Here is a 19,956-nt window from a genome sequence, read left to right as displayed (position 1 = left end):
ATCTTCCCGACTCACATGCCCATCCGCCGCCTCCCGCCCGAGACCGTCAACCGCATCGCCGCCGGCGAGGTGGTCGAACGGCCTGCCAGCGCCATCAAGGAACTGGTCGAGAACGCGCTCGACGCCGGTGCGACCCGGATCGAGGTCCAGGCCGACGGGGGCGGCCTGTCGCGCATCCTGATCGCCGACGACGGCCATGGCATGGCCCCGGACCAGCTGGCCCTCGCGGTCGAGCGCCATGCCACGTCCAAGCTGGAGCCCGACGACGCCGGTGACGTCGACCTGCTGCGGATCTCGACCCTGGGCTTCCGGGGCGAGGCCCTGCCTTCCATCGGCTCGGTCGCGCGCCTGACCATCACCAGCCGCTCCGCCGGTGGCGATGCGCATCAGATCACCGTCGAGGGCGGCGACCAGAAGCCCGTCGCCCCCGCCGCCTTCCCCGGTCCCCACGGGGCCCGTGTCGAGGTCCGTGACCTGTTCTACGCCACCCCCGCCCGGCTGAAGTTCATGAAGTCGGAACGCTCCGAGGCCATGGCCATCTCCGACGAGATCAAGCGCCAGGCCATGGCCCACGAAGCCGTCGCCTTCACCCTCGACCTCGACGGCCGGACCACGCTTCGCCTGCCCGCCGAACATCCCGGCGACGAAGGCCGCCTGAAACGCCTCGCCGCCCTGTTGGGCCGCGACTTCGAGGCCAATGCCCTGCTGATCGACCAGGCACGCGACAACGTCCGCCTGACCGGCTACGCGGGCCTGCCGACCTACTCCAGAGGCAATGCCGCCCACCAATACCTGTTCGTCAACGGCCGCCCGGTGAAGGACCGCCTGCTGCAAGGGGCCCTGCGCGGGGCCTACGCCGACTTCCTGGCGCGCGACCGACACCCGGCGGCGGTCCTGTTTCTCGACATCGACCCGCTCTATGTCGATGTGAACGTCCATCCGGCCAAGGCCGAGGTGCGGTTCCGCGACCCGGCCCTGGTGCGCGGCCTCATCGTCGGGGCCCTGCGTCACGCCCTCGCCGCCGCCGGCCACCGCGCCTCCACCACCGTCGCCGCCGACGCGCTTGCGGGCCTGACCCCCCATACGGGCGTTCCGGCCTGGAACCAGGGTACTTGGCAAGGGGCCGCCTACAGCCCGACCAGCCCCTCCGCCGTCGGCTTCAGCGGCTGGCAGGGCTGGGCCGCCCCGGCATCGGCCACAGCCCAGGTCCTCCCCGGCCTCAACGAGCGCACCGCCCGCGTCGAACCCGGCTTCGACGCCCTCGCCCCTCACCCCTCGCCCCTCGCCCCTTCAGACATCGACCACCCCCTTGGTGCAGCCCGCGCCCAGGTCCACGGCACCTATATCGTCGCCCAGACCCGCGACGGCATCGTCGTGGTCGATCAGCACGCCGCCCACGAACGCCTCGTCTACGAAAAGATGAAGGTCCAGATGGCCGCCGGCGCCGTCGCCCGTCAGGCCTTGCTGACCCCCGAGGTGGTCGAGCTCGACCCGTCCGAGGCCGACCGCGTCGCCTCGCGCGCCGACGAACTCGCCGAACTGGGCCTGATCGTCGAGGCCTTCGGCGCCGGTGCCGTCCTGGTCCGCGAGACCCCGGCCCTGCTCGGCGACACGGACGTGCAAGGGTTGATCCGCGACATCGCCGACGACCTGGCCGAACACGGCGCGGCCCTGGCCCTGTCCGAGCGCCTCGCCGAGGTCTGCGGCACCATGGCCTGCCACGGCTCCGTCCGCGCCGGCCGCGTCCTCTCCGCACCCGAGATGAACGCCCTGCTGCGCCAGATGGAGGCCACGCCCCACTCCGGCCAGTGCAACCACGGCCGCCCGACCTATGTGGAGCTCAAGCTGGGGGATCTGGAAAAGCTGTTCGGACGCCGCTAGAAGACCCCATCGGGATCACCCCGACAGGAATGCCTATGTCCGGGATTGTGCGTCAGGCCTGAGGCCGACGTCCTCCGTCGAGCCTCTGATGAACCCGTCGGCGTGACTGCGCCGACGAGAGCCTTCACGCCCTCTACGGACATCACCCATGAACATCTCCCGTGCGGAACAACGCACGCTTCACGCCCTGGCCCAGGGCGGTCGAATCCAGCTGGAACGCGACGACCGGGGCCGCATCCTGTCGGCCGCCTGTCTAACGCGCGACGGCCTTCTGCTCACCGACTGCAACACCCAGACCTGGCGCAAGCTCAAGGCCAAAGGGCTGATCGGCTCGATCGACGGCGGCCCCTATCGGGTCAACCGCGAGGGTCTGGCCCGCATGCGCAGCCAGGTCGACAACCGCGTCTCAGCTCGCGGTTGGTAGCACCCTGAGGAAGAGGACGCGTGCGGCACCATAATCGCGCGCGTCCAGCCGCTCATAACCCGGTGTCTCGATGTCGGGCTCGCCGGAGCCGCGCTCGAGCATCACGACTGCCGCCGGCTTGAGCCAGCCACCGGCTCGTAGCCCCGACAGAGCCTGTTCGCCCAGGCCCTTGCCATAGGGCGGGTCGAGGAAGGCGAGGTCGAACGCCGGTCCCGTCGAGGCCGGACGCTCACCCAGATCGACCGCACTGCGCCGATGCACCCGCACCGAGCCCGTCACTCCGAACGCCTCCGCGTTCTCGCGGATCGCCCCTCGCGCCGCATCGTCCACCTCGACGAACAGACAAAAGCCCGCACCCCGGCTCATGGCCTCGAAGCCCAGCGCGCCCGAGCCGGCGAACAGGTCGATGACCCGGATCCCCGACAGGCCCGGTGCCCAGGCCGCATGCTCCAGCACGTTGAAAACCGCCTGCCGCGCCCGATCCGAGGTCGGCCGCGTGCCTTGCCCCTCAGGCGCGAGGATGCTCCGGCCGCGCAGGGTTCCCGCCACGATCCGCATCAGGTCTCGCCCGCGCACCGGGCCTCGACCTCGGCGCCGGTCAGGCGGGCCCGATCGCCCGCGAAGGCATAGTTGTCAGGCTTGGCGTCAACATAGATTTCGCTCCCGAACGCGAAGACCGAGGGATCGTCGAACGCTTGGGCCGACACCACCGTCATGCCACCGGCCTTCAGCTTCCAGAACAGCGACGCGCCGCAGGTCCGGCAAAACTGTCGCTCGGCCCAGTCGGACGATCCATAGGTCGCAAGCGTGCCCGCATCGGCGACCTCGACGCTGTCGCCGCAATCGACGCCCAGATAGACTCCGCCGCTCCAGCGCCGGCAGCGCTCGCAATGACAGGCGTGCATGCCGTGGACCGGCACGGCGGTGAAGGTCACGGCTCCGCACAGGCAACGGCCGGGCAGCCGCGTCTCGCTGGCGTTCGCATCCATGGGATCGCTCCGGTTTTAGGCCTCAGCTCCCGCCGCGCGGGCCGCCGGGTTTGACGCCGGATCGACCGGAGGGTCGCGCCGGGCCCGACCCCGTCGTCCGGGGCTTGAAGTCTCGCTTGGCACCGTCCCTGGGTCCGCTCCGGGGGGCCTTGTCATCCCGCGCCCAGGTCGAGGACTTGGGCCCGATGATCTTGTCCTCGCGCGGCTTGAAAGCACGCTTGGGCCGATCGTCGGCGGGGGCCTCGCCGTCGGGCCGGGCCCGAGGGGTGAAGTTCTTCTTGGGATGTTCGAACTTGGGCCCCGCCTTGGCCCAGCCGGCCTTCTTGGGTGGTCGGTTGGCGCGTTCGGTGGCCTGGGCCGTCGCTGTCCCGGCCGCGCGGACGCGGCTCGGCTTCCTGGACGGATCCGAGATGGCCGAGCCGGACTTGCCGGTGACCAGCGGCATCCCGCCCCGACGACCGGGCACCGGCGCAGGTGTCTGGACCGCATTGCCCTCGGGCAGGTTCTCGGGTCGGATATGTTCGCCCAGCAGCTCGCGGATCACCCGGGGGCCCACTTCCTCGACGGCACCGACCGGCAGCGTTCCCAGCTGGAACGGCCCATAGGCCAGACGGATCAGCCGGTTGACCGTCAGGCCGATCGACTCCAGCACCTTGCGAACCTCGCGGTTCTTGCCCTCGCTGATCTGGACGCTGATCCACAGATTGGCGGACTGCAGCCCGTCCTCGTTGGTCTTGGCCTTGTCGATGGTGGCCAGGACCGGGCCATAACGTTCGCCGTCGACCGTCACCCCGTCCTTCAGCGTGTCCAGGTCGGCTTGCGTGATCCGCCCGCGCGCCCGCGCCCGGTACTGCCGAACCAGGGCCGTCGCCGGCAGCTCCAGCGCCCGCGACAGCTCCCCATCGTTGGTCAGCAGCAGCAGGCCCTCGGTGTTGATGTCCAGCCGCCCGACCGAGATCACCCGGGGCAAGCCGGCCGGCAGGCTGTCGAACACGGTCGGTCGCCCGCCCGGATCGTTGTGCGAGGTCAGCAGGCCCACCGGCTTGTTGTAGCGCCACACCCGCGTCGCCTGCACCGCCGCGATCGGCTTGCCGTCCACGGTGATCACGTCGTCGCGCGTCACCAGCGTCGCCGGCGTGTCCAGGATGCGGCCATTGACCGCCACCTTGCCCAGTCCGATCAGCCGCTCGACCTCGCGGCGCGAGGCGATCCCGGCGCGGGCCATGGCCTTGGCGATCCGCTCGCTGCGCTTGGGCTCTTCCGGCGTCTTGGCGGCGAACTTGCCGCCCGGTTTGTCGGCCCCAGGCTTGTCAAATCGCGGCGAGGCCTTGGCGTCGTCGGAATAGCGTTTGCCCTTGATCGGCTTTTCCGGCCGCGCGCCCTTGTCGGCGGCATAGGATCGCCCCGTGCCGGCACCGGGCCGGGCCTGAGCGCCGCGCGTGGTCTTGCCCTCGCTGGCGGTGAAGGCGGCGCTGGCCGAGCCGGGGCGCGCGGCCCCGCTTTTCGGGCGATCGCCGGGCTTGTGCGGACGCAGCCCTTGACTGGGGCTGGGCTTCTTGTCGTTGTCGTCGGGATGGCGGGCCATGATGAGCGGTTCATGCGCATGGCGATGGCCTTGGCGCAAGCGGCGGCGGACGCCGGCGAGGTTCCCGTCGGCTGCGTGATCGTCGACGAGACCACCGGCGAGGTGGTGTCAGAAGGCTCCAACGGCCCTGTCGCCGCCCATGATCCCACGGCCCACGCGGAGATCGTCGCCCTCCGTCGGGCGGCCCAGGCCACCGCAAACTATCGCCTCACCGGCCTGACCCTCTATGTGACGCTGGAGCCCTGCGCCATGTGCGCCGGCGCCATAAGCCACGCCCGAATCGGCCGTGTCGTCTGGGCCGCCGACGATGCGAAGGGCGGTGCCGTCGTCCACGGCCCCCGCCTGTTCGAGCAACCGACCTGCCATTGGCGACCCCAGGTCGAGGGCGGATTGCTGGCAGAGGAGTCCGCGACGGCGCTGCGCGACTTTTTCCGCGCCCGTCGCGCCGGAACGGCAAGGCTTGCCGAACGTTGACCGCGCCATGACCCTTCGCCTCCTTCTCGCCGGCGCGCTCGCCGTCCCCGTCCTCGCCGGCTGCGGCCCCGATCAGAGCGAGGCCCCGACCGACAGCGCCGCCGTCGAGGCCCGCGCCATCGAGGCCCAGACGACGCGTCGCCGCACCGGCGCGGAGATCCAGGAACGGGCCATGAGCCGCGTCATCCGCACCGTCTATCTGTGCGAGAACGGAGAGCGACTGTCGGTGGACTTCGACAACCCCCGCTCCATGGCCACGGTCCGCAACGCGCGCGGCGAGGCCATCGACCTGTTCCAGGAACGCACCGCCGACGGCCTCTGGTACAAGGCCAGCGCCTATGAGCTGCGCGGCAAGGGCCTGATGGCCACCTGGACCGCCGACGGTGCTCCCGCCACAACCTGCCGCGCGGTGGACTGAAGCCTCAGCCGAAGGCCGCCAGACGCCGGTCCAGTCTGTCTCGGACCTCGGGCCAGTCCTCGTCCAGCACGGCGAACAGGGCCGTGTCGCGTATCCGCCCTGTCCAGGTGATCTTGTGCTTCCTCAGCACGCCCTCGTCCCGGGCCCCCAGCTTGCGGATTGCCGCCTGGCTGTGGGGATTGATCGCGTCGGTCAGGATCTCGACCCGCACCGCTCCGGCGTCGAAGGCATGGCCGAGCAACAGGCGCTTGCAGGCCGGATTGATCGCCCCGCCGCGCGCCTCGGGCCTGTAGAAGGTCGCTCCGATCTCGCAGCGACGGTGCTCGGGCTTGATCTCATACAGGCTGGTCGTGCCGACGATCACGTCATCCGACGCCCGACGCACGGCCCAGGCGACCTTGGTGCCCTTCTCCATATCGGTCAGCGCCGAGTCGAAGAAGGCGTCGAACCGCTCGCCACAGGCGCTGCCCACCATCAGAGCCCATGCCTCGGGATCACAGTTCAGTGCCGCTCGCAGGGGCTCCCGGAGCCGTTCCGACAAGGGCTCCAGCCGGACGTAGTCGTCCTCCAGACCCACGACTGCGATCTTCACGCCGCGCCTTGCTCGCACAGGAAGGCGGTCAGGTCGGCGGCATCTACCGTCTTCTCGACGAAGGCGTCGCCGATGGCGCGGGCCAGCACCAGCGTCACCCGCCCGCCCTCGGCCTTCTTGTCCCCGGCCATCCGCGCCAGCAGCGCCTTGGCCTCGAACGTGCCCGCCTGTTCCAGCCGGATCGGCAGCCCGGCCGCCGCAATGACCGTCTCGACCAGATCGACATCCGCAGGCTGACACAGCCCAAGCCGCGCCGAATAGCGGAAGGCCAGCACGCACCCCAGGGCCACCGCCTCCCCATGGGCCAGCGCCGCCTCCTCGAAGCCCAGTTCGGCCTCGACCGCATGGCCGAAGGTGTGCCCCAGGTTCAGCAACGCGCGCCGTCCCGACTCGCGCTCGTCCTCGCCGACGATGGCGCTCTTGATCTCGACCGAGCGCACCACGGCCCGTTCCAGCGCCGCCGGATCGCCCGTCGCCCCGCCCGCGCCGTCTCCCGCCAGCCAGTCGAAGAACTCGGCGTCGCAGATCAACCCATGCTTCAGCACCTCGGCCCACCCCGACCGCAACTGCACCGGCGGCAGGGTGCTCAACACATCGATGTCGGCCAGCACCAGACGCGGCTGGTGAAAGGCCCCGACCAGGTTCTTGCCGCGCGGCGTATCGATCGCCGTCTTTCCGCCCACCGATGAATCCACCTGGGCCAGCAGGGTCGTCGGCACCTGCACGAAGTCGATGCCGCGCATGTAGAGCGCCGCCGCCAGACCCGCGAGATCGCCCACGACGCCGCCGCCCAGCGCGACCACCACATCCTTGCGGTCCAGCCCGATGGCCAGCAGGGCGTCCAGCACCCGCTCCAGCTCGGCGAAGGACTTGGACCCCTCCCCCGGCGGCACCGTCACCATCTGAGTGGCCACCCCGGCCGCCTCCAGCGAGGCCTTGAGCGCCGGGCCGTGCAGGGCCGCCACCGTCTCGTCGCTGACGATCACGGTCCGTCCCCGCGCGAACGGCGCGATCCGGCCGCCGGCCTGGGCCAGCAGCCCGCGCCCGACCACCACCTCATAGGGCGCGAAACCCGCCCCCCCGACACGGATCGCGGTCATGCCGAGGTCTTCGCCGTCTGCCGGTAACGCTCCAGCGCCCTGATGATCGCCTCCACTGCCTCGGCATGGGCCCCGCCGCCGACGTCGACGGTCACATGGGCCTCGCCATAGACGGGGTAACGGACCTGGGCCATCTCCGACAGGGCCTCATAGGCGTCCTTGCCGCGCAGCAAGGGGCGGGTGTCCCGCCGCTGCACCCGCGCCGCCACGACCTTTAGATCGGCCCTCAGCCACACCATGGTCGCCCGTTCTTTCAGCAGGGCACGAGTCTCGTCGTTCAGCACCGCCCCGCCCCCGGTGGCCAGCACGATCGGCGGCCCTTCCAGCAGACGCCTCATGACCCGCGCCTCGCCCTCGCGGAAGGCCGTCTCGCCCATGGTCGCGAAGATCTCGGACACCGACATCCCCGCCGCCTGTTCGATCTCGTCGTCGCCGTCGGCGAAAGGCAGCCCCAGCCGCGCCGCCAGACGTCTGCCCACGGTCGATTTCCCCACGCCCATCAACCCGACCAGGGCTATGGTGCGGCTCTGCAACAACTGGGATTCGGCGGCGAGAGGCATGACGGATCAACCCTCTACACGATGCGCCAGCGCTCGCCAGAGCCTGAAAACCTGCGCCGTACGATGAGCGGCCCTGTCAGTTCGCCCCAGGTCGAGGCCTTCCTGGAGATGATGGCGGTCGAGCGCGACGCCTCGCCCCACACCCTGTCGGCCTATGCCCGCGACCTCGCCGACGCCGAAGGCGCCCTGCCCGCCGGCGGCCTACTCAAGGCCGACGAGGCCGCGATCGAGGCCTGGTTCGCCTCCCTGTCCACGCGCGGCCTTTCGGCGGCGACGGCGGCGCGCAGGCGCTCTGCGGTGCGCCAGTTCTACCGGTTCGCGCTGGGCGAAGGCTGGCGCACCGACGATCCGTCCCGCCGCATCGACGCCCCCAAACAGGGCCGCCCCCTGCCCCGCACCCTGTCGCGGGATGAGGTCGAACGGCTGCTGGCCGCCTCCGCCGGGCGCGAAAACGGAGGCCGCGAACGCATGCTGGCTCTCGTCGAGATGGCCTATGCCTCGGGCCTGCGCGTCTCCGAACTGCTGGCCTTGAAGGTCGAGGCCGTGCGTCGCGACCCCGCTTGGCTGATCGTCCGGGGCAAGGGTGGCAAGGAACGGCTGGCTCCCCTCAACACGGCGGCGCGACAGGCCGTCACCGCCTGGCTGACGATCCGCGACGCCACCCGCAAGCCGAAAACCCCGGACAGCCCCTGGCTCTTCCCCTCACGCGGCGCATCCGGCCACCTGACCCCGCGTCGCTTCGCCCAGATGCTGGACCAGGCCGCCATCGACGCGAACATAGACCCCGCCCGCGTCAGCCCCCACGTCCTGCGCCACGCCTTCGCCACCCATCTGCTGGAGGGCGGCGCCGACCTGCGTGTCGTCCAGACCCTCCTGGGCCACGCCGACATCGCCACCACCCAGATCTACACCCACGTCGCCACCGACCGCCTGACCCAGGTCGTCAACCAGCATCACCCGTTGGCGCGGGAGGAGTAGGCGCTCAAGCCGTCAGCGCCTCACAGATACCAGTCGTGCCCGCGCGCCGACGCCAGCGCCCCGTCGGCCAGGAACCGCATCTCGCCGCCGTCCATCGCGCCCAACCCGCTCAAGCCGAGATCGCCATCGTCCGACACCGGCAGCACGTCCGGCCCCGCATCCTTGACGGTCGGCTCCAGCTCCCCCGCACTCGCGCTCCAGCGAATATCCGACGCCACCAGCGTCGTCCCCGCCAGCTGGATCAGCATGTCGTTGGTCCCGTTCCCGCCCAGATCGACGAACAGGAAGCTCCCGCCATTGGCATAGGCGATGCCGTAGGTATCGCTCGCCCCGGTCCGCACCGCACTGAGATCGAGCCGGTCCGTTCCCGACACGAAGCCGAAGATCGTATCCGCCGCCGCCACCGTCGAATCCGACGCCGCGCGATAGACGAACGTATCCGCCCCGCCTTCGCCGAACAGCACGTCTGCCCCGCCGCCGCCGGTGATGGTGTCATTGCCAGCACCCCCCTGGATCGGATCGGCCAGGCTGGAGCCGGTCAGCACGTCGGCACCACTGGAGCCGATCAGATAGATTCCATGCTGGTTGCCGTACCGGAAGTCGGTTCCATTGATCGCGCGGCCTGCGGCGGTGATCAGCATCGAGCCCTCGGTCGTCTCGACAGAAACGAAACTGGATCCGTTGTCGCTACGAATGATGCTGATCGCGGTCGTCGTGGGGCCCGAGACATTGATCAGGTCGATACCCGTCTGAAAGTCATACAGATTGTCAGCGCCGGCTGCGTTCGAGTCCGCCGCTGAGGTGTATCTGAACACGTCCGCACCCGCTCCGCCGGCGAGGGAATCTGCCCCTCCGTCGCCGGTCAGGGTGTCATCGAGACCTCCGCCGATCATCAAGTCGGCCCCGCTGGACCCGACCAGACTGGTGCGCATCGCCGCGCCGTTCGCGCCGACCACATCACCGCCCTGGATGACGCCGTTGACGCCGATCACCGTTTGCGGCTCCGCTCCGTGACCCGCGAAGACCAGGGTGGCGGTGCTGCTGACCCGAACCAGGCTCAGCCCCGTGACGGTTCCTTCCAGCACGATCCGGTCCGATCCGGTCTGAAAGTCGGCGATGGAGTCGATCGCGGTCTGGGTCGAATCCCCCGCCGCATAGACGAAACTGTCCGCACCCGCTCCGCCCGTCAGCTGATCCAGGCCCCGGCCGCCGCGCAGTACGTCGTCTCCCGTTCCGCCGATCAGGGTGTCCTGCGCCTCCGATCCGATCAGGGTGACGTTTCGGAACAGGGAACCGGTCCGATAGACGTCGCCTGCGTTGACGTCGCGCCCCAAGGCGAGGACCTGCGAGCTTCCCAAACTCGACTCCGAGAAGACAAAGCTGGATCCGGCGGATCGCACGATGGTCACGGCTGTGACGGTGAACGCGAGAGGGTCCCCGAAGTAGTCGATCCTGTCGATTCCGGTTTCGAAGTCGACGATGGTGTCATAGGCTGAGGCCGTCGAATCCGATGCCAGGGCATAGGTGAACCTGTCTGCGCCGGCTCCGCCGAACAGCACGTCCGCACCGCCGCGGCCCTGAAGGTTATCTCCGCCGTCCAGACCATAGAGGGTGTCGGCCCCGCTCCCACCGATCAGAAAGTCGCCTTGGGTGGAACCGATCATGGTCACGGTAGCACCGGCCGCAAGGATGAGGTCGGACCCGCTGAGCCGCCCGGAAGACCCCACCTGCAAGACGCCATCACCCGTCGTCGCGAACAGGACAGTCTCGAAACTGCCGGTTCGCAACAGGGTGACCTGGCTGGCGCCCAGTCCGGTCAGGTCGACCCGGTCTCCGTTCCCACTCAGCGCGTAGTCATCTTGAAAATCCGTCAGGATATCGTAGCCGTTGGTGGCGTTCGACTCGGCCGCCGAGGTGTATCGATAGGTGTCGCGACCTTCGCCCCCCGTCAGCACATCGGCCCCAAGGCCGCCGATCATCACGTCACTGCCGTCGCCGCCCAGAAGCGTATCGCCGCCGGCGCCGCCTTCCAAGGTATCCGCCCCGACCCCGCCTCTCAGGGTATCCGCACCATCGGCGCCGACCAGGCGATCGTCACCGGCGTCACCGCTCAGGATCGAGTTCCCCGTTCCGGCCCGCAGTACGTCATTGCCGCCCTGACCGAACATGAAGCTGGCCCCGACGCCCTGGATCGTATCGGCCTGATCTGTTCCCGCCGTATAGATGGGGCCGCTCAGATCCAGGTAGGTGGCCGGCGCGATGAACCCCGGACCGCCCGGATTCTCGAGGAATGTCGAGGCCGTCAGCGTCGCAGGATCAACATTGGTCAGCCGCGCGAAGACCCTGGACCCGTCTCGCGACAGCAACAGGGTGTCGCTGCCCTGACGCGCCATGATGATATAGCCGTTATGGCCGAACCCCTGAAGGTTCGGATTACTGTTGTGCAGATTGAGGCGATCAACCCCCACCTCGAAGTCGGTGATCAACACCGCGCCGACAGGGTTCTCGATGTTGAAGACGTCCGCCCCGGCACCGCCGGTTACACGAATGGTCCTGTCTTGACCGCTCGGCACGGAGTAAAATCCCGGGCCACCCAGCAGCCAATAGTAACCAAGGCCTACGGTGATGTAATCATCTCCGTCACCCCCATCGATGATCGCGTGGCCCCTGGCTCGAATCTGGTCGTTTCCAGCCCCTCCAAAAATCTGGATCGGATCGCCGTCAACACCCGTGTAGACGGTGGAGGTTATGGGATTCCCGCCCGGAAAAACCCTGTACGGGGCGGCCACGCCCGGAAAATCCGCGGTGATCCGATCATCACCGTCGTCTCCGGACAGCATCGTCCCGTTGTTGATGCCCGAGGCCGTGATCACATCGTTGCCGGCCCCGCCCCGCACGACGTCGCGCACATTGGTGACGGGCAGAGGCGTGGTGGGCTCCGCGATATAGACCTCACCCGTGGACAGGGTGTCATTCCCGTCCAGGCCCAGGACGATATCTTCCCCCACGCCGCCGGTCAGAGTGTCGTCGCCAGCAGTTCCGGTGAAGGTCGGCATGATAGAAATCCCTGTTTTCGGACAAAGCCTAAGCAGCGTTCGTGACGGTTACAACTCACGATAGGGGGATCGCCGGCGCGGCTCGCGCGGTGCCGTACCCTCGATCGGGTCGAGACCGGCTTTGGTCCCGCAAGACCCCGGTGAACTTTCCAACTTCGGCCGCCCAATCCCTTGCGCCACAAGGGATTGGGCGATTCTCGAGGCCTTCGACCTGGCACCCGTCCCGGCCGTGGTAGACTGCGGCCTCGCCCCGGTCTTTGACAATCAGCCCGCGTCCACCCCGGAAGGGACAGGAGTCCGGACTCAACGGACTCAACGGGCTCTTCGGACTCTGTTTTTTGAGTCCGGACAGTCCGCAAGAGTCAAGCTTGCTTTACATATTCAGACTGTTCAGACCTTTCAGACCCGCTTTTCCGCCGCATGGTCCGTCGAACACCGCCAGACCCGCCGGCCGAACCGCCCACCTCCACCTTGCCCGCCCGGATTTCCGCCCCTTCCGAACCCCCGCTTGCCCGAAGACGTTACCGGCACTAGGTTCCGCCGCTTCCAGCGCGGCCTCCCCGCCCGCCTCATCGGACGCCCCATGGCCACCCACTATCTCGAGTTTGAAAAGCCGATCGCCGAGCTCGAGGAGAAGATCGAGGAGCTGGGTCTGCTCAGCTCGACCTCCGGCTCGTTCGAGACCGAGATCGCGGGCCTGAAGAAGAAGGCCGATCAGCTTCGTCGCAAGACCTACGCCGACCTCGACCCCTGGATGAAGACCCAGGTCGCCCGCCATCCCGAACGGCCCCACTTCATCGACTACCTGGACCAGCTGTTCACCGACTATGTCGAGCTGCGCGGCGACCGTCAGTTCGGCGACGACCAGGCCATCCTGGGCGGCCTCGCCCGCTTCCGGGGCCAGGCCGTGGTCGTCATGGGCCACGAAAAGGGCCACGACACCGCCACCCGCCTGACCCACAATTTCGGCATGGCGCGGCCGGAAGGGTACCGTAAGGCCGTGCGCCTGATGGACCTGGCCGACCGGTTCGGCCTGCCGGTGCTCAGCTTCGTCGACACCGCCGGTGCCTATCCGGGCCTGGGGGCCGAGGAACGCGGTCAGGCCGAGGCCATCGCCCGCTCGACCGAGCGCGGGCTGACGCTCGGCGTGCCCTTCATCACCACGGTGACGGGCGAAGGCGGATCGGGCGGCGCCATTGCGCTCGCCGCCGCCAACAAGGTGCTGATGCTGGAGCACTCGATCTATTCGGTCATCTCGCCCGAGGGTGCCGCCGGCATCCTGTGGCGCGACGGGGCCCGCGCCCGCGACGCCGCCATGGCCATGAAGATCACCGGCCCGGACCTGCTGGGCCTCAAGATCGTCGATCGCCTGATCCCCGAGCCGGTCGGCGGGGCCCATGCCGACCCGACCGCCGCCGTAGATGCCGTCGGCGACGCCATCTCCGAGGAACTGGCCGCGCTCAGCCCCCTGGATCCCGCCGCCCTGCGCAAGCAACGGTCCGACCGGTTCTATGCGATCGGTCGTCTGGGCTGAGCGTTAACCGCTTCTCCATCGCGGTCTGACAGCGTTCCGGCGTCTTAAGTCCGGCGTCGTCCATGAGCTTTTCCGAGAACCTGCGCGAGAGCGCGGTCTTCAACTTCACCGACGCCGTCACCATGGTCGTCGACGACTCGCCGTTCAGCATGGAGCTGACCGTCGCGGCCCTGCGCGGCTTCGGCGTCCAGGCGCGCTATACCTGCTCCACCGCCGCTGCGGCGATGGAGATCCTCAAGCAGCACACCGTAGACCTGGTCTTCGTCGATACCGAGATGCAGGGCATGGACGGCCAGGATCTGGTCCGCTGGGTGCGCAACTCGAACCTGGAGCCCAACGCCTTCGTCCCGATCATCATGACCGCCGGCCACGTCCGCAAGTCCAAGGTGGGCGACGTGCGGGACTGCGGGGCCAACTTCCTGATCACCAAGCCCTTCAGCCCCGCCAGCCTGCTGCAACGGCTGATCTGGGTGGCCCGCGACGCCCGCCCCTTCCTGCAGGTCGGCGACTACCGCGGCCCCGACCGCCGGTTCAAGGACGCCACTCCCCGCGACGAGAACGAGCGGCGCAGCGACATGCGCAAGCTGGCCGAGTTCAACAGACAACAGGCGGCCGAGGTCGCGGAGAACGGCTCATGAGCGTCGTCCTGACCATCCCCCGCACCTCGCGCCTGTCCAGCATGATCAATGCGCCCGGCGGCATCAGCATCGGCGTGGCCCTGACCCAGGCGCGCGACAATGTTCAGGCCTTGCAGGCCCGGGGCATGGAGATCGTCGCCGACCGGGTCGCGGCCCTGATGGCGCTGGTGCCGCCGGAGCCAGGCAGCCCGGAGGCATTGGGACGGCGTGTCACGGCCTATGAGCTGGCCAGCGCCGTCATCGACGCCGCCCATCCGTTCCAGCGGGACGACCTGTGTACCGCCGCCTCCAGCCTGTGCGACCTGGTCGACGCAGCCCCCGAGGACAGGCCCTTCGACTGGCGCATCGTCACCGTCCACGCCCAGGCCATGCAATTGATCCTCGCCCTGCCGCCCGAGGCCGGCGACACCCGACGCCAGATCCTCGACAGCCTGGCCCAGGTCGTAGCGCACAAGATCCCGGGCGCGTCGGCCGACTGATCTATTCGACGGCCGGAACCGGATTGCGGGCACCCCGCGTCTGCTTCTTCCACAGCGAGGCGTATTCGCCGCCGACCCGGGCCACCAGTTCGTGGTGCGCCCCACGCTCGACGATACGCCCGGCCTTGAGCACCAGGATCTGGTCGGCGTCGGCGATGGTCGACAGGCGGTGGGCGACCACCAGGGTCGTGCGGCCCGCCTGGGCGCGACGCAGGGTCTTCTGGATCGCGGCCTCGGTACGGCTGTCCAGCGCGCTGGTCGCCTCGTCCAGGATCAGGACGCAGGGATCGGCCAGCAAGGCCCGGGCGATCCCCACCCGCTGACGCTCGCCGCCCGACAGCTTCAGGCCGCGCTCACCCACGCGGGTCTCCATCCCGTCCGGCAGGGCCCGGATGAAGGCCGCCAGTTCCGCCGCCTCCGCCGCCGCCCAGATCGCCGCATCGTCGGCCTCGGGCCGGGCAAAGGCGATGTTGGTGCGGATGGTGTCGTTGAACAGGGCCACGTCCTGGGGCACCAGCGATACCGCGCGGCGCAGCGAGGCCTGGGTGACGTCGCGCATGTCCTGACCGTCGATCAGCACCCGCCCGCCCTGCGGGTCCAGCAGGCGCAGCGCCAGCTTGACCATGGTGGACTTGCCCGCGCCCGACGGTCCGACCAGGGCCGTGGTCGTGCCTGGCGCGGCGATGAAGCTGACATCCTCCAGCCCGCTGGCCCGGGCGTCGTGCTGGAACGACACGTCCTCGAACACCACCGAAGCCCCCCGCGCATCACGCGGCGGCGGCAGGTCGGGGGCACCATGGGCGTCGGCGACCTGAGGGCTCTGACGCGTGATCTTGAGCATCTCCTCCATGTCGATCAGCGACTGACGGATCTCGCGATAGGCAAAGCCCAGGATGTTCAGCGGCGCATAGAGGGAGATCATGATCAGGACGGCGGCGGTCACGTCGCCGGGCCCCATCCGCCCCGCCGCCGCCTCGAACCCGGCCATGACGGCCATGACGCCCAGGCCCACATTCATGATCAGGCCCTGCACCCCGTTCAGCAGGGCCAGGGAGGTATTGGCCTTCAGCGAGGCCTGATTGTAGACGCCCAGCGCCCGGTCATAGTCGGCGGCCGCACGGGTCTCGGCCCCGAACGACTTGACGGTCTCGTAGTTCAGCAAGGCATCGACCGCGAGACCGGCCGCCTCGGTGTCGGCGGCATTCATCGTTCGCCGGTGCTCGATCCGCCAGTTGGAAATGGCGAAGGTCAGGCCAGTATAGATCACCACCACGACCACGGCGACGGCCGCGAACCGCCAGTCGTACTTGCCCCCCAGGACAGCCGCCGCCATTACCAGCTCCAGCACCGTGGGGATCAGGTTGAAGGCCAGGATCCGCAGCAGGAAGTCCACCGCCCTCGATCCCCGGTCGACGGTGCGCGACAGGGATCCCGACCGCTTGGTCTGATGGAAGTCCAGCGACAGGTTCAGGGCGTGGGCAAAGGTCTCGGCCGCCGTCCGCCTCTGGGCCGCAGCCCGCACGGGCGCGAAGACTACGTCCGAGATCTGGGGTGCCGCCGACGACAGGAACCGGACCAGGGCCCAGCCGACCGCAAACCCGGCAAAGCCCAGGCCGATCGCCACCTCGGTCGGCTGATCCCGGGCCAGATGATTGACCGCCGCGCCAAGCACCAGCGGCGCCACGACGCCCAGCGCCTTGCCGCCGAGGGTCAGCAGGATCGACAGGACCAGCCGCAGGCGCAGCTGCGGTGCCTCGGAACGGCCGACCAGCCGCACGAGGTCGGTGAGGGCGGCCAGGGTGTTGGGGTCCTCGGCCTTCTCGACCGGCGGCTTGCCGATCATGGCCTTGGTGTCGGGGTCCCGGCTCCTGCCCCCGCGCTCGACGCCTCTCATGGTCATGGGGTGCCATATGGGCTGCGTCGGGGAGATGGGAAAGCCATCAAAGGGGTCGTTCGCGAACCCTTTCGGGTTCGAGGATCAGGATGTGCCCGGTCGCCCGAAGAAGACAGTCGTGAATACGGTGGGCCAGCACCTCAGTGGCTTCCCCTTCCATCTCCAAACTCGGCGACAACAGAATAAGCCCGATGAAAGGTTCCATCCGCCGAGCAGCCAGTTCACCAAAATCATAGTCGGCGGACACCGCGATCCGCTTCTCCGTGAACGCCCGGCGGGCCTGCTCGACATCCGACAGTCCGTGGCCGTCTTCCAAGGCCCAGAGAACGTCATGGCCGAGTGACCGGAGCATCAGGACCAAGCTGCGCGCACAACATTCATCGGCAAACAACCTGTGACGTGTCACGCAGCAATGAGACCTTCCTGGCGGAGGTAGTCGGCAGCGTAGGCGACGGCAGCGAGCACGTCTTCCCGCTTCAAGCGGGGATACTCCTCAAGAACGACATCGATGGACACGCCTTGAGACAGCGCCCGCAAGATGTGTTCAACCGTCAGCCGTGTGCCTGTCACACAGGGCTTACCCATCATGATCGCGGGGTCACGAGAGATGCGAGGGTGTTCCATCCCCACACCCTATCACGAAATGCCAGAGATCGCCTCCAGCAGTTCGTCCACCGCCTCGGCCTGCGTGGCCCAGGAGCAGACGAAGCGGACGGAGCCGTCGTCGAAGCGGTAGCAGGCCCAGCCGAGCCCATTCAGGCGGGCGTGGGCGGCCTCGGGCATGCGGACGAAGACGGCGTTGGCCTCGACCGGGTGGGCGAGGACGAAGGGGGACCGGGTGGCGATCCCTTCGGCCAGACGCTGGGCCATCAGGTTGGCATGGGCGGCGCCGCCCTCCCAGTCGCCGCTCTCGAGCAGGCCGAGGAAGGGGGCGGCGAGGAACCGGGCCTTGGACGCCGTCTGGCCGGCCTGTTTCAGGCGGTTGTCGAGGCGCCGGGCCAGTGACTTGTCGAACAGGACGATGGCCTCGGCGCAGTTTGCACCCGCCTTGGCCCCACCGAACACGAGCACATCGACGCCCAGCCGCGCGATCTGGGTCAGGTCGAAGCCCGCTGCCGCCGCGTTGGCGAGGCGGGCACCGTCGAGGTGGACGCCATAGCCGCGCGCCTTCACCGGCTCGATCAGGTGGCGCAGTTCCTCCTCGGAATAGACGGTGCCGTATTCGGTGGACTGGGTCAGGGACAGGGCGGCGGCGGGCTGGCGATGGCCGACCTCGGGCTCTTCAAGGGCGGCCAGCAAGGCGGTCTCTTCGATCCGTCCCGACAGACCGGGCAGTCCGATCAGGCCCAGGCCCTGGCCGAAGAAGCCCGGGGCACCGGTCTCGTCGGTGCAGACGTGGGCGGCGTGGTGGGCCAGGACCGCCTCGAACGGAAAGGCCAGCATGGACAGGGCGATGGCGTTGGCGGCCGTACCGCTGAACACGAACCGGACCTCCGCGTCGGCGTCCAGGCGGGCGCGGATCTGGTCGGCGGCCCGGGCAGTAATGTCGTCGGCGCCATAGGCCCGGGCGAACCCGGCATTGGCGGCGACGACGCCCTCAAGGGCGGCGGGGGCCATGCCGGCGGTGTTGTCGGAACCGAAATCGTAACGCATGGGGTCAGGCTTCACTGGGGTCTTGGTGATGGTCGGCGGAGGTCTCGTCGGGCGAGGTCGAGGACCGGTGCGGCAGGGCGGCGGCCCCCTCGACATAGGCGGACAGGCCAGGTTCGGAGCCGTAGGGAACGGCGACCTGGTGCGGGAAGGGGATCTCGATTCGGGCGGTATCCAGCGCCTCCTTGGCCGCCTGGAAGACGTCGGCGCGGGCCTGCCAGTAGTCGCCGGACAGGGTCCAGGCCTGAAGCGTCACCTCGACCCCGCTGTCCAGCAGATTGGTGACCCCGGCCCAGGGCGGCGGGTCCTTGAGCACTTCCGCGATGCCGGCTGCCGCCGCGACCAGCACGTCGCGGGCCTGGCTGAGGTTGGCCCCGTACCCCACGCTGATCTTCAGCTCCATGCGGCGGGTCTTCTGGCCCGAGAGGTTCAGGATGGTGTCGTCGAAGGCCAGTTTGTTGGGCACGACGATCTTGACGTTGTTGGCGTCCACCATCTGGGTCGTGAACATATCCAGCCGCGTGACCTTGCCGATGTTGCCGTTGATATTGATCAGATCGCCGACGCGGTAGGGACGCAGGATCAATAGCATCATCCCCGCCGCCACGTTCGACAGCGTGCCCTGCAACGCCAGGCCGACGGCCAGGGAGGCGGCCCCCAGGACCGCGATGATCGAGGTCGTCTGGACCCCCAGCCGTTGCAGCACGGCGATGAAGCCGATCAGCAGGACGATCACCCGCACCACCTGCACGGCGAAGCTGAGCACCGTGGGGTCGTGCCGGAACCCCCGCACCCGCCCCAGCGCCCGCCGCGTCCCCGCCGCCGCCCATTTCGAGGCGAAGATGGTGACGATCAGGATGATGACGGCGATAGAGGCGCTGACCGCGAACTGACCGGCCAGGTCGGTGATCTTGGCGATCATGGCGGCATCGAAGGCCACGGCCTTCTGACCGGCGGCGACGGCCTGGGAAACGGAGTTTGAGACGGGCGACGACATGCAGCGGGGTCTAACGCCTCAGGCCCGGAATGGAACCCGGTGGGTGGGATTTCGTAGTGATGCGGGTTGGGGTGGGGGGCTGAGCGGCCGGGGACTGCCGTGCTGAAAACAGGAGTCTGAAAAGTCCGAATGGTCTGAAACCTGGATTTGGTGCCGGCGCTGCTGCGAAAAATGCAGGGTCTGAAAGGTCTGAATGGTCTGAAATGACGGGTCGGGCAGAGGGCTGGCCTTGAGGGCACGGCACCGAAGGTCAGCGGGTGGGCGGCATGACGATGACGGCTTACGACCCTTAGCTGACAAGACCCATCCCGCTATACGGATCGCATGGACAAGCAGCCCGACTACTCGGCCATGACGACCAACGAGAGATTGGTCACGGCAGGTCTGATGGATGCCTTCTCGGTCGCGACACGCTCTCGCGACCGTGACGCCATGATCCGCCTGCTGGCAGAAGTCGATCTATCCCAGCCGGCTTGGATAGCGGACACGATCCTGAAAGACCCCACCCGGTACGGCTACTGAAATTCCCCCGCGCTCGCCCGACTGCGTTCCGGCATGGCGTGTTTGACGGGTTTCGACCCATTGCGGACCTTCAGAAGGTCGCCTCATATGAGCGGGTGAGCAAAGCTAGCCTGCAAACCATCTGGGCGACGTTCGTCGCATTTGCCGCCTTATGTGCGTGTGCGAACCCGCCCCTCTCTCGCGAG

The 19,956-nt window shown here is 68.5% G+C and carries 21 protein-coding genes; 9 read left to right on the top strand and 12 right to left on the bottom strand.

What is annotated here, in order from left to right:
* The first annotated feature begins 15 nt into the window (after positions 1–15).
* Complete coding sequence (mutL, locus tag O5K39_RS13515; RefSeq protein WP_271144138.1) at positions 16–1,881, top strand: DNA mismatch repair endonuclease MutL; 1,866 nt, start codon at positions 16–18, stop codon at positions 1,879–1,881.
* Between the two features lie 148 nt (positions 1,882–2,029).
* A complete protein-coding gene (locus O5K39_RS13510; protein WP_271144137.1) occupies positions 2,030–2,305 on the top strand; it encodes a YjhX family toxin in 276 nt (91 codons plus the stop codon).
* Here O5K39_RS13510 and rsmD read toward each other — a convergent pair.
* Genes rsmD through O5K39_RS13495 form a run of 3 tightly spaced genes read right to left on the bottom strand, consistent with a single transcriptional unit; the run spans position 2,288 to position 4,879 of the window.
* On the bottom strand, positions 2,288–2,863 hold the full coding sequence (gene rsmD / locus O5K39_RS13505; RefSeq protein WP_271147161.1) for a 16S rRNA (guanine(966)-N(2))-methyltransferase RsmD: 576 nt from the start codon (positions 2,861–2,863) through the stop codon (positions 2,288–2,290). The two genes, O5K39_RS13510 and rsmD, sit on opposite strands and share 18 nt — an antisense overlap.
* On the bottom strand, positions 2,863–3,294 hold the full coding sequence (locus O5K39_RS13500; RefSeq protein ID WP_271144136.1) for a GFA family protein: 432 nt from the start codon (positions 3,292–3,294) through the stop codon (positions 2,863–2,865). Before O5K39_RS13500 ends, rsmD begins: the two co-directional genes overlap by 1 nt.
* 22 nt (positions 3,295–3,316) lie before the next feature.
* Positions 3,317–4,879 (bottom strand): pseudouridine synthase, encoded by a 1,563-nt coding sequence (locus O5K39_RS13495; RefSeq protein WP_271144135.1) that lies wholly within the window; start codon positions 4,877–4,879, stop codon positions 3,317–3,319.
* A gap of 12 nt (positions 4,880–4,891) precedes the next feature.
* Between O5K39_RS13495 and tadA the strand changes: the two genes are divergently transcribed.
* Both tadA and O5K39_RS13485 read left to right on the top strand, forming a co-directional pair.
* Entirely contained in the window at positions 4,892–5,353 is a 462-nt protein-coding gene (gene tadA / locus O5K39_RS13490; protein WP_271144134.1) for a tRNA adenosine(34) deaminase TadA, read from the top strand.
* Between the two features lie 7 nt (positions 5,354–5,360).
* Positions 5,361–5,771, top strand: a complete 411-nt coding sequence (locus O5K39_RS13485) for an MliC family protein (protein WP_271144133.1) — start codon at positions 5,361–5,363, stop codon at positions 5,769–5,771.
* A gap of 4 nt (positions 5,772–5,775) precedes the next feature.
* On the opposite strand, the gene O5K39_RS13480 is transcribed toward O5K39_RS13485, so the two are convergent.
* The 3 genes from O5K39_RS13480 to O5K39_RS13470 are packed head-to-tail and all read right to left on the bottom strand — an operon-like array spanning position 5,776 to position 8,023.
* Positions 5,776–6,363: a GNAT family protein gene (locus O5K39_RS13480; protein ID WP_271144132.1), complete on the bottom strand. Its 588-nt coding sequence runs from the start codon at positions 6,361–6,363 to the stop codon at positions 5,776–5,778.
* Positions 6,360–7,463, bottom strand: a complete 1,104-nt coding sequence (aroB, locus tag O5K39_RS13475; RefSeq protein ID WP_271144131.1) for a 3-dehydroquinate synthase — start codon at positions 7,461–7,463, stop codon at positions 6,360–6,362. Before aroB ends, O5K39_RS13480 begins: the two co-directional genes overlap by 4 nt.
* Complete coding sequence (locus O5K39_RS13470) at positions 7,460–8,023, bottom strand: shikimate kinase (protein WP_271144130.1); 564 nt, start codon at positions 8,021–8,023, stop codon at positions 7,460–7,462. The genes aroB and O5K39_RS13470 overlap by 4 nt, the downstream gene beginning before the upstream one ends.
* A gap of 63 nt (positions 8,024–8,086) precedes the next feature.
* On the opposite strand from O5K39_RS13470, the gene O5K39_RS13465 reads away from it, so the two are divergent.
* Positions 8,087–9,001, top strand: a complete 915-nt coding sequence (locus O5K39_RS13465; protein ID WP_271144129.1) for a tyrosine recombinase — start codon at positions 8,087–8,089, stop codon at positions 8,999–9,001.
* Between the two features lie 20 nt (positions 9,002–9,021).
* On the opposite strand, the gene O5K39_RS13460 is transcribed toward O5K39_RS13465, so the two are convergent.
* Positions 9,022–12,057 (bottom strand): calcium-binding protein, encoded by a 3,036-nt coding sequence (locus O5K39_RS13460; RefSeq protein WP_271144128.1) that lies wholly within the window; start codon positions 12,055–12,057, stop codon positions 9,022–9,024.
* Between the two features lie 583 nt (positions 12,058–12,640).
* Here O5K39_RS13460 and O5K39_RS13455 point away from each other — a divergent pair.
* From O5K39_RS13455 to O5K39_RS13445, 3 genes are all read left to right on the top strand, one after another.
* On the top strand, positions 12,641–13,591 hold the full coding sequence (locus O5K39_RS13455; RefSeq protein ID WP_271144127.1) for an acetyl-CoA carboxylase carboxyltransferase subunit alpha: 951 nt from the start codon (positions 12,641–12,643) through the stop codon (positions 13,589–13,591).
* 62 nt (positions 13,592–13,653) lie between these two features.
* Complete coding sequence (locus O5K39_RS13450; RefSeq protein ID WP_271144126.1) at positions 13,654–14,229, top strand: response regulator; 576 nt, start codon at positions 13,654–13,656, stop codon at positions 14,227–14,229.
* Complete coding sequence (locus O5K39_RS13445; RefSeq protein WP_271144125.1) at positions 14,226–14,708, top strand: chemotaxis protein CheE; 483 nt, start codon at positions 14,226–14,228, stop codon at positions 14,706–14,708. The genes O5K39_RS13450 and O5K39_RS13445 overlap by 4 nt, the downstream gene beginning before the upstream one ends.
* Before the next feature lies 1 nt (position 14,709).
* Here the strand turns inward: O5K39_RS13445 and O5K39_RS13440 are convergent, their stop codons facing one another.
* The 5 genes from O5K39_RS13440 to O5K39_RS13420 form a co-directional block, all read right to left on the bottom strand.
* Complete coding sequence (locus O5K39_RS13440; protein WP_271147160.1) at positions 14,710–16,551, bottom strand: ABC transporter ATP-binding protein/permease; 1,842 nt, start codon at positions 16,549–16,551, stop codon at positions 14,710–14,712.
* Between the two features lie 97 nt (positions 16,552–16,648).
* Positions 16,649–17,008, bottom strand: a complete 360-nt coding sequence (locus O5K39_RS13435; protein ID WP_271144124.1) for a DUF5615 family PIN-like protein — start codon at positions 17,006–17,008, stop codon at positions 16,649–16,651.
* A complete protein-coding gene (locus tag O5K39_RS13430; protein ID WP_271144123.1) occupies positions 17,005–17,226 on the bottom strand; it encodes a DUF433 domain-containing protein in 222 nt (73 codons plus the stop codon). Before O5K39_RS13430 ends, O5K39_RS13435 begins: the two co-directional genes overlap by 4 nt.
* 12 nt (positions 17,227–17,238) lie before the next feature.
* A complete protein-coding gene (locus O5K39_RS13425; RefSeq protein WP_271144122.1) occupies positions 17,239–18,255 on the bottom strand; it encodes a beta-eliminating lyase-related protein in 1,017 nt (338 codons plus the stop codon).
* A gap of 4 nt (positions 18,256–18,259) precedes the next feature.
* Entirely contained in the window at positions 18,260–19,249 is a 990-nt protein-coding gene (locus tag O5K39_RS13420) for a mechanosensitive ion channel family protein (RefSeq protein ID WP_271144121.1), read from the bottom strand.
* A gap of 324 nt (positions 19,250–19,573) precedes the next feature.
* On the opposite strand from O5K39_RS13420, the gene O5K39_RS13415 reads away from it, so the two are divergent.
* A complete protein-coding gene (locus O5K39_RS13415; RefSeq protein ID WP_271144120.1) occupies positions 19,574–19,771 on the top strand; it encodes a hypothetical protein in 198 nt (65 codons plus the stop codon).
* Positions 19,772–19,956 lie beyond the last annotated feature (185 nt).

Source organism: Brevundimonas sp. NIBR10 (assembly GCF_027912515.1).
In the GTDB taxonomy this organism is placed as follows: Bacteria; Pseudomonadota; Alphaproteobacteria; order Caulobacterales; family Caulobacteraceae; genus Brevundimonas.
This window is presented reverse-complemented; position numbering and strand designations above follow the sequence as displayed.

Excerpts from the sequence above, each read along its gene's own strand:
- mutL (WP_271144138.1), top strand. The coding sequence starts at position 16 with ATGCCCATCCGCCGCCTCCCGCCCGAGACCGTCAACCGCATCGCCGCC.
- O5K39_RS13510 (WP_271144137.1), top strand. The coding sequence starts at position 2,030 with ATGAACATCTCCCGTGCGGAACAACGCACGCTTCACGCCCTGGCCCAG.
- rsmD (WP_271147161.1), bottom strand. The coding sequence starts at position 2,863 with ATGCGGATCGTGGCGGGAACCCTGCGCGGCCGGAGCATCCTCGCGCCT.
- O5K39_RS13500 (WP_271144136.1), bottom strand. The coding sequence starts at position 3,294 with ATGGATGCGAACGCCAGCGAGACGCGGCTGCCCGGCCGTTGCCTGTGC.
- O5K39_RS13495 (WP_271144135.1), bottom strand. The coding sequence starts at position 4,879 with ATGGCCCGCCATCCCGACGACAACGACAAGAAGCCCAGCCCCAGTCAA.
- tadA (WP_271144134.1), top strand. The coding sequence starts at position 4,892 with ATGCGCATGGCGATGGCCTTGGCGCAAGCGGCGGCGGACGCCGGCGAG.
- O5K39_RS13485 (WP_271144133.1), top strand. The coding sequence starts at position 5,361 with ATGACCCTTCGCCTCCTTCTCGCCGGCGCGCTCGCCGTCCCCGTCCTC.
- aroB (WP_271144131.1), bottom strand. The coding sequence starts at position 7,463 with ATGACCGCGATCCGTGTCGGGGGGGCGGGTTTCGCGCCCTATGAGGTG.
- O5K39_RS13470 (WP_271144130.1), bottom strand. The coding sequence starts at position 8,023 with ATGCCTCTCGCCGCCGAATCCCAGTTGTTGCAGAGCCGCACCATAGCC.
- O5K39_RS13465 (WP_271144129.1), top strand. The coding sequence starts at position 8,087 with ATGAGCGGCCCTGTCAGTTCGCCCCAGGTCGAGGCCTTCCTGGAGATG.
- O5K39_RS13460 (WP_271144128.1), bottom strand. The coding sequence starts at position 12,057 with ATGCCGACCTTCACCGGAACTGCTGGCGACGACACTCTGACCGGCGGC.
- O5K39_RS13455 (WP_271144127.1), top strand. The coding sequence starts at position 12,641 with ATGGCCACCCACTATCTCGAGTTTGAAAAGCCGATCGCCGAGCTCGAG.
- O5K39_RS13450 (WP_271144126.1), top strand. The coding sequence starts at position 13,654 with ATGAGCTTTTCCGAGAACCTGCGCGAGAGCGCGGTCTTCAACTTCACC.
- O5K39_RS13445 (WP_271144125.1), top strand. The coding sequence starts at position 14,226 with ATGAGCGTCGTCCTGACCATCCCCCGCACCTCGCGCCTGTCCAGCATG.
- O5K39_RS13440 (WP_271147160.1), bottom strand. The coding sequence starts at position 16,551 with ATGATCGGCAAGCCGCCGGTCGAGAAGGCCGAGGACCCCAACACCCTG.
- O5K39_RS13430 (WP_271144123.1), bottom strand. The coding sequence starts at position 17,226 with ATGGAACACCCTCGCATCTCTCGTGACCCCGCGATCATGATGGGTAAG.
- O5K39_RS13425 (WP_271144122.1), bottom strand. The coding sequence starts at position 18,255 with ATGCGTTACGATTTCGGTTCCGACAACACCGCCGGCATGGCCCCCGCC.
- O5K39_RS13420 (WP_271144121.1), bottom strand. The coding sequence starts at position 19,249 with ATGTCGTCGCCCGTCTCAAACTCCGTTTCCCAGGCCGTCGCCGCCGGT.
- O5K39_RS13415 (WP_271144120.1), top strand. The coding sequence starts at position 19,574 with ATGGACAAGCAGCCCGACTACTCGGCCATGACGACCAACGAGAGATTG.